7 protein-coding genes and 1 pseudogene are annotated in these 7,192 nt (G+C 68.0%); 5 read left to right on the top strand and 3 right to left on the bottom strand.

Translation table 11 applies throughout. From position 1 onward, the window contains the following. Positions 1-306, top strand: a pseudogene (locus B1964_RS30630) (hypothetical protein); the annotation flags it as partial. On the opposite strand, the gene B1964_RS00765 reads toward B1964_RS30630, so the two are convergent. After that, positions 235-1,980: a TM0106 family RecB-like putative nuclease gene (locus tag B1964_RS00765; protein WP_253193836.1), complete on the bottom strand. Its 1,746-nt coding sequence runs from the start codon at positions 1,978-1,980 to the stop codon at positions 235-237. The pseudogene B1964_RS30630 and the gene B1964_RS00765 sit on opposite strands and share 72 nt — an antisense overlap. Positions 1,981-2,150: 170 nt before the next feature. On the opposite strand from B1964_RS00765, the gene B1964_RS00760 reads away from it, so the two are divergent. From B1964_RS00760 to B1964_RS00750, 3 genes are all read left to right on the top strand, one after another. Continuing rightward, positions 2,151-2,864, top strand: coding sequence for a DUF6474 family protein (locus tag B1964_RS00760; RefSeq protein ID WP_006369142.1), 714 nt, complete (start codon positions 2,151-2,153; stop codon positions 2,862-2,864). Between the two features lie 129 nt (positions 2,865-2,993). After that, positions 2,994-3,785, top strand: a complete 792-nt coding sequence (locus B1964_RS31400) for a hypothetical protein (RefSeq protein WP_079928426.1) — start codon at positions 2,994-2,996, stop codon at positions 3,783-3,785. 42 nt (positions 3,786-3,827) lie between these two features. Further along, a complete protein-coding gene (locus tag B1964_RS00750; protein ID WP_253193835.1) occupies positions 3,828-4,265 on the top strand; it encodes a hypothetical protein in 438 nt (145 codons plus the stop codon). A gap of 622 nt (positions 4,266-4,887) precedes the next feature. Here B1964_RS00750 and B1964_RS00745 read toward each other — a convergent pair. Both B1964_RS00745 and B1964_RS00740 read right to left on the bottom strand, forming a co-directional pair. Continuing rightward, positions 4,888-5,760 carry an alpha/beta fold hydrolase gene (locus B1964_RS00745; protein ID WP_079928424.1) on the bottom strand — a complete coding sequence of 291 codons (873 nt, stop codon included), beginning with the start codon at positions 5,758-5,760 and terminating at the stop codon, positions 4,888-4,890. A gap of 82 nt (positions 5,761-5,842) precedes the next feature. Next, on the bottom strand, positions 5,843-6,688 hold the full coding sequence (locus tag B1964_RS00740) for a helix-turn-helix domain-containing protein (RefSeq protein ID WP_079928428.1): 846 nt from the start codon (positions 6,686-6,688) through the stop codon (positions 5,843-5,845). Between the two features lie 70 nt (positions 6,689-6,758). Between B1964_RS00740 and B1964_RS00735 the strand changes: the two genes are divergently transcribed. Continuing rightward, on the top strand, positions 6,759-7,192 hold a 434-nt coding region (locus tag B1964_RS00735), incomplete at its 3' end, for a DUF3224 domain-containing protein (protein WP_079928427.1).

Raw genomic sequence — 7,192 nt, 5'->3', positions numbered from 1 at the left:
CCTGCCGCAGGTGCGGGTGGTGCGGGAGCGGTTCCCGGGACATCCGCTCCGCACACCGGCCGATCGACACCGAATTCCGCCCCGGCGGCTTCTCCGGCGCCGGCCGCACCCGCGCCGCGCGCCACCACACCACGGCCGGTCTCGACGGCTCCGCAGGCGGCACCCGCCGCGGAACCAAAAGTGACCCTCGCCGGCGTCGGCGGCTTCTTCCGCGATATCTCGCCAGGCCTGTTGCTACTGCTCGGCGCCGTCGCGCTTGTCGGCACCGGGCCGTTCCTCGACGCCCTGCGTTCGACGCGCCTCTGACCGTCGACGCAGCGTCAGCAGCTCTTCTTGATAGGGGACGCGCCGAGCGAGGCCGGGATCGGTCCAGTCGCCGTCCATCCATTCCCGCAACACCTTGGTGGCGAGCACGTCGTCCTCGTTGTAGGCCAACAGCCGATCACGTTGGGAGAGATCGAGTTCGGTGTTGCCCAGCGCGACAGCCGCCTTGTACCAATCCATCGACGCGGCGCCGCCGGCCTCGTCGTCGCGCCAGGTGAAACCGGCGACGGGAGCGACCTTCTTCAAGCCTTTGCCCTGCGGGCACACGAAATTCGCGCTCACCGCCTCATAGATGTCGACCCACTCGGACGAATCGATGAACGCCTGGATCTCGGCGCGGGTGGGGATGCCCGGTGCGCCGGCGAACCGATCGGCCGAGGAGAGCAACCACCGGTTCTCGGCCTGCTGCGAATAGCAGTAGGCGGCAAAGGTTTTCCCGCTCTCGTGCGCGGCCTGCCGTTCGGCGTTCAACCACGCCCAGAACTCGGCAAACGAGCGCGCCTCGTCGGCAGTCGGCAGCGGATGCCAGGTGACGAACGGGCGATAGCGCACCGGCCGGTCGCGGTCGACGTTGTCGGTGAGCAGCGTGCCCCACAGATAGGCGCCGTCCTCGCCGTAGCTCTCCATGTCGACGTCGACCTCCACGTCGGCCCGCTGCACCAGGGGTCGCTCGACCCGGCGCACCAGGGGCACGTCGGTGAGCCAGGCGATCGCGTTGACCACGGCGTCGTCGAAGGCCACGTTCGACGGCCACGACTGCGGCGCCGGCCCCTCGTACCGGGCGAGCTGGTCGACGGTCCGGATTCCCGCCTCGGTCAAGGTGTCGGCCTGCCCCGAGGAGACCACGAGGCTGATGTCGCGGCGCGCCTCGAGTTCGGGACCACATTTCTCCCACCACGGGCAGCTGCGGCACTCGGAGACCCGGCGCGGTGGGGTCAGCACCGACCCCGCGGCGATGGCCTGTCGCCGCTCGAACACCGACCGGTAGTCGGGCAGCGTCGTTCCGATGCGGTGCACGACGATGCAATCGATGTCCAGGCCGATCACCCCTGCGCACAGGTCCGGCTCGTCACGCGTCGGGGCCAGCCCCTCGTCGAGCAGCATCTGGGTCAGATGGGCCAGCCGCAGCTGGTCACGACGGTGGTTGCGGATGGTGCGGTGTGGGTCGGGGGTCGGCAGCCAGCCCCACAGCGGGCTGGTCAGCAGCGCCGTCGTGCCCTCGGCGGGCGCACCGCGTCGCGGCTTGGCCGGATACGACGCCCGATGATTCACCACGATGATCGGGAAATAGCCGTCGTCGACGCGGACGAGAAGTTCCGAATGTCCCCGACGACCATGGTCGGGGTCGATCGGCAGCGTCGCATTCCAGATCCAGTGCGCACCCTCGTCGCATGCCTGCAACGTCCGCGCCGCCCGCTGTGCCGACGAACCCGGGCCGACGGTGACGAACGTGTTCGGCTCCTGGTCGCTGTGGATGGCCCGCAGCAGGTCGCGGACACGATCCCGATGCAACGCCGCAGCCTCGGTGCGACGCGCGGCCTCGGGTGTCTGCGGACGGTCTCGGGTCATCTCGGGGTGCGCGGAATCCAGGGCGAGGCGATGCTCGCACCCGGCGAGGTCCCGGGCGTGCAGCAGGCTCACCACCGTCGTCGTCACCTCCTGCAGTCCCCGGTTGTGCGGTATCGCCCGTCACAGTCTGTTTCCGAGCCTATGTAATGCTTGTGTCGGTGGGTTCACCATCGCGGTCGCGCGCGTCATGTCGCGATCGTGTAGATGGACTCGTACAGGTGGACAAAGACTCGGCAGTCCCAGCGAAAGGTGCCCCGATGGGTGTGTTCTCGTCCGACGGTAGAAGCCGTGCCGAACGGCGGGCCGAGGCCAAAGCACTCAAGGCCAAGGCGAAGCTCGAGGCCAAGTTCGAATCCAAGGATCGTCGCAAGGCCGCCAAGGAACGCCGCAAGGCCGAGCACAAGCTGCGGGGCAAAGAGCTCAAGGTCGAGCAGAAGACTGCGAAGAAGGCCGCCAAGGCCGACCGCAAGGCGAGCAAGGCGCAGGTGAAGGTCGCGCAGGCCGAGGCCAAGACGGTGGCCGCGAAGGCGAAGGCTGCCGCTGACGCCAAGCCCTACAGCCCGGCGAGCGTGCGCCGCTATCTGACGGTCGGACGGCTCGTCGCACCGATCGTCGCGCCGGTTGTGTATCGCGCCGCGGTGGCCGCACGGGGTCGGTTCTCGTCGATGCAGGCCGAACGGGTCGGCGTCGCGCCGGACGTGCTGCGTCAGTTCTCCGGACACGGTGCGAGCCTCGCCGCACGGATTGCCACCGCCCGCACCTCCCTGGACAAGGTGGCCGCCCAGGACACCACCGCCGATGCCAAGGCCTTCGTCGATGCGATCGGCAAGCGTCTGGACAACCTCGCCATCGCGGTGGACGCCGCCGAGGCGATGGCGTCGGGACAGCGTCGCACCGCGCACCGCGCGATCGAGGACGAACTCGGGGCGATCGACGCCGACATCCTCGCGAGGCTCGGCGTCCGGTCCTGAGCAATGTCGGGCGCCGGTGACGGCGTCGTGAGACGGCGTGGTGCTGTGTCCGGGGTGTCCGTGTCCGGTGTGTGTCATGTCTAGGATTGGTTTCGCCACGTCAGCGACATGCGAGGGAGCGACCGCACCATGACCGACCCGGACCCGAACAAGGCGCACCCATCGTCCGACGGCCGGACGGCCGGGAGTGGCGAGCCGGAAACGGGTTCCGGCGCGGCCGGTCACAGCACACCGGCCAAGAAGGTCGCGAAGAAGAGCCCCGCGAAGAAGGCACCCGCCAAGAAGGCTCCGCCGAAGGCCGCTGACGCCGAGGAAACCGCCGCCGACAAAGCCGCAAACGACAAGGCCGCAAACGACAAGCCGGCGGCCACGAAGACCCCCGCGAAGAAAGCACCCACGAAAAAGGCGCCGGCAAAGAAAGCCGCGGCGAAGAAGTCCGCCCCGAAGAAGGCCACCGCCGAGAAAGCCCCAGTGAAGAAGGCGCCGGCGAAGAAGGCGCCGCCCACCAAGCGGCCGTCACCGAGCGCGGGCACCGCGCCGGCCAAGAAGGCGCCACCCAAGTCGGTTCCCCCGTCACCTGAACCGGCACCCGAGCCGACACCGGCCCGTGCCGCTGTCGAACCCGAGCTTCCCTTCGACGAGCCGGCCGCCGCCGAACCAACCACCGAAGCCGTGACGTCCACCCCCTCGGCTTCCGAGCAGCCTGCATCCGCAGAATCCGACAGCGCCGCGGAATCCCACAGCACGGCGATCGTCGACGTCGTCGCCGAATCCGATGCTCAGCGAGCCACTTTCGCGCAGCTGCGCGCCGGCGCCCCCACGGAGCTCCCCTATCCCGTTCGTGTGCCGGTCGTCGTCGGCGGCGGCCTACTCGCCGTCCTACTGCTCCTCATCGAGGTACTTCGGCGTCGGCGGAGCTGACCGACCATGGCCGCGGTTCGGTGCCTGTGGTGCGTAATCGCCGTGGGCGCTCTGGCATTCGTGATCTGGGCGGCGTATCAGCCGGTCGGTTTCGTGTCCCTGGGATGCGGCAAGGGCGGTGTACTGGAGGAGACGGGCACCCGACCCGGTGCCACGTGCGCGGATACGGCCTTCTCCGCGCTCGGACCGTGGCCGTTGATCCAATTGGGTCTGGCGCTCGCCCTGCCCCCGATCGTGGCGGCGATCGTCATGCGGTGTTGGGTCTCGTGGCTGGTGGTCCCGGTGATTCTCGTCGTAGCCTTTGTCGGCCTTGCTAATTGGGCCTTCTTCTGGGGATTGCTCACCCTCGCCGGGGTGCCGATGGCCGTCCTGTCGCTCATCATCGCCGGTGCACATCTCGGCGTGAAAGCGCTACAGGACTCGGAACGCAGACGCGCCGACAGCACGGGGTCGCTTGGAGAGGTCCTGCGGCGAGCGTAGTCGCGGAGGGGAGCTAGCAGCGCGGAGCCGAAACCAGCATCGGTACAAGCGATCTCGCGGCTCTCCGCCTGGCGGCTCATCATCCCCCCGATCACAGCGAAAGCCATACCCACTACCACACCCCACCGACAGACAACTGCCGCCAGCCCACCAGCCAAACCTGTTGTCCACAAGCACCTTTCCTTCCACACAATCCGGTGCAACGGGTCCCGAGGCCCGGCGTCTGCGGCGCCGTGCACCTCGACCATCGGGTGGGGAGTGTCCGATCGTCGGATGGGGAGAACATCAGCATCATTCGAGGGGATCGTCGTCCCCCGCTGGTCGAGGTGCGAGCCGCGTGCGGCGAGCCTCGAGACCACCGGCGCCGATGCTGGATTCGGGTCACGGTGGACCGAGCACCCATCGGTGCAACGGTTCTCGGGGCGGGACGGCCATCGGGACGGAAGGGCCGAACGTCATGAACCGACGGGCGGGTGCAAGCCGCGACCGCGGATACAGTTTCCACCGAATTGGGCCGAAAACCCCGAAAATCGGGGTCGGATACCCGCTCCGGTGGAAGTTATATTCATATCAACCGCGACCATCCACTGAAGGCAAGTTCCACCAGCGCGGCGCCGGCGACTCAGGCGATGCGAGCGAGGATCGCCTCGGCCACCTGTTCCGGGCGGCGTTGCGGAATCCAGTGGTCGACTCCTTCGAGGACGATGAAGTCGTAAGGGGCGTCCACCATCTGGGCGCAACCGCGGGCGCCGGCCCGGGACAGGTAGACGTCTCCGTCGCTCCAGATGTGGGTGGTCGGCACCGTGACCTTGCGGTTCATCAGTCCGCGATCGCCGTACTTCAGTGCGCGATACCAGTTGAGTCCGCCGGTCAGTGCACCGTAGTCGATGATGTCGGTCTGCAGCTGCTCGGCGAAGCCGGGCGGACCGAATCGTGCCGCCCTCGGGTTGGACATGCCTTTGCTCAGCGCCCATTCCGCGAATCCCGGGATCTGGAACACCCCCATGTACCACGACCGCAACAGCTGACCACGCGGCATCGCGCGCAGATAGGCCCCCGGATGCGGAACCGCGAGTGCGGTCAGCGTGGCGACACGATCGGGATAGTCGGCGGCGACGGCCCACGCCACTCCCGATCCCCAATCATGGCCCACCAGATGAATTTTCGGTGCGTCCAGCGTGTCGGCCAAGGCAATGACGTCGCGGGCGAGCTCGGAGATCCGGTAATCACGGACGGCGGCCGGACGCGCCCGCGGGGAGTATCCGCGCTGATCAGGGGCGACAGTGCGGTAGCCGCGCTCGTTCAGGATCGGGGTGACCAGGTTCCAGCACGCGGCGCGTTCGGGAAATCCGTGCAGCAGCACGATCGGGATGTCGGCGCCCGGTACCTCCCCCGACCCCACACGACCGGAGTCGATCACATCGAAAACATATCCGTCCCTGCCGAATTCACTGATTCTTCCGGTCTCGCCGGTAGTGCTGTCGTCCGTCATCATACCTCCCGTCCAGGACCGCCGAAGCCGTTCCGGCGGCAGCGCACTGCTCGACAGTAGCGCGTCCGGCGCTCATCGAACCCGCTCACCGTTCACTGCCCCCGGTCCGTTCGGTCCGGACGTAGGTGGCCGGGGGTCTCCCGACGATGCGACTGAACGCGCGCGTGAGATGCGATTGGTCGCTGAATCCCAGACGCACCGCCGTGTCGGCCCAGTCGACGTCTCCACCCGCATTGGCGATCGCAGCGACATCGAGTATCCGGAACCGCTGGATGACCCACTTCGGTCCGATGCCCACGTACTCACCGAACTGCCGCTGCAGCGTCCGCAAACTCACGCCCGCCTGTGCGGCGAGTTGCTCGGCACGGGTGATCGACGAGTCGTGTTCGGCCGCCTCGGCGAGCGCGGCGACCTCGTCGATCACCGGGTCGTCGACGGGACCACGCTCGGCGAGCCACCGGGCGGCGAGAGTCACCAACTCGTCGTCACCGGCGGCTGGGTCGATCAGTCGCGGTGCGATCTCACGGTCGTCGACGCCGAGCACGTCGGCCACCGTGCGCACCGATCGGGTCCACGCACTCACCGGACCGTCGAGGAATCCCCGAAATCCACCGGCGCGGAAGGCGATGCCGAACACCTGGCCGTCGCCGGTGAGCGTCCGCGAGAATCTGCTCTCCCCCACACCATGCACCCAGAGCCTGCCGTCCTCGGCGGCGACGTGCACCACGGGTTGCGGAATGACCTGCTGCTCATGAATGTCGACGGTGGACCAGCGCACGATCCAGAAGTAGTCGACCCAGCGAGCGAGATCGGCAGGCGCACGCAGACGCGACACCCGGAACGGCATCGCGGCGGCAGGTCCGATGATCGCCCGTGGCCCGCGGCCCAGCACGGGCCGCGTGGTGAAGCCCTCGTTTCCGTCCTCGCTCATCACGACCAGTGTCGAACCGATGTCGCGTTTGTACAAGACCACACCCGCACCCCAACCGCACCCTGGAGCCATGAGCACCTCATCGACGTCCCGGACACACTCCGTCACAGCCACATTCCAGGTCACCTCGTGGAACGAGGAGAAGATCTACACCACCGACGACCGCACCGTCGAGATCAGCGGCGTCACCTACCCGGCGCGGGGGTTCAGCCGCGCCGACGTCGCCTACTCCTACCAGGGTGACGTCACGGGCACGGGCACCCTCGCCTACCTGCTCACCTACATCGAGGGCGCCGACGCCCCGACTGCGGGCTTCGAGGCGTTCGAGGGTTCGATCGATGGCCACGAGGGCAGTCTCGTGCTGCGGCACAACGGTTTCCACAACGCCACCGGCGTGCACGAGACGGTCGAGATCGTCGAGGGCCTCGGCACCGGCGGTCTGGCAGCCATGCGCGGACACGCCGAGATCGACCTGGCCGGCCACAGCGACGACGGCTACCCGAT

The sequence above is a fragment of the Gordonia sp. i37 genome (genome assembly GCF_002043085.1).
Classification (GTDB): Bacteria; Actinomycetota; Actinomycetes; order Mycobacteriales; family Mycobacteriaceae; genus Gordonia; species Gordonia polyisoprenivorans.
This window is presented reverse-complemented; position numbering and strand designations above follow the sequence as displayed.

What these genes read in the sequence shown, in the direction of transcription:
- B1964_RS00760 (WP_006369142.1), top strand. Translation starts at nt 2,151, where the DNA reads ATGGGTGTGTTCTCGTCCGACGGTAGAAGCCGTGCCGAACGGCGGGCC.
- B1964_RS31400 (WP_079928426.1), top strand. Translation starts at nt 2,994, where the DNA reads ATGACCGACCCGGACCCGAACAAGGCGCACCCATCGTCCGACGGCCGG.
- B1964_RS00745 (WP_079928424.1), bottom strand. Translation starts at nt 5,760, where the DNA reads ATGATGACGGACGACAGCACTACCGGCGAGACCGGAAGAATCAGTGAA.
- B1964_RS00740 (WP_079928428.1), bottom strand. Translation starts at nt 6,688, where the DNA reads ATGAGCGAGGACGGAAACGAGGGCTTCACCACGCGGCCCGTGCTGGGC.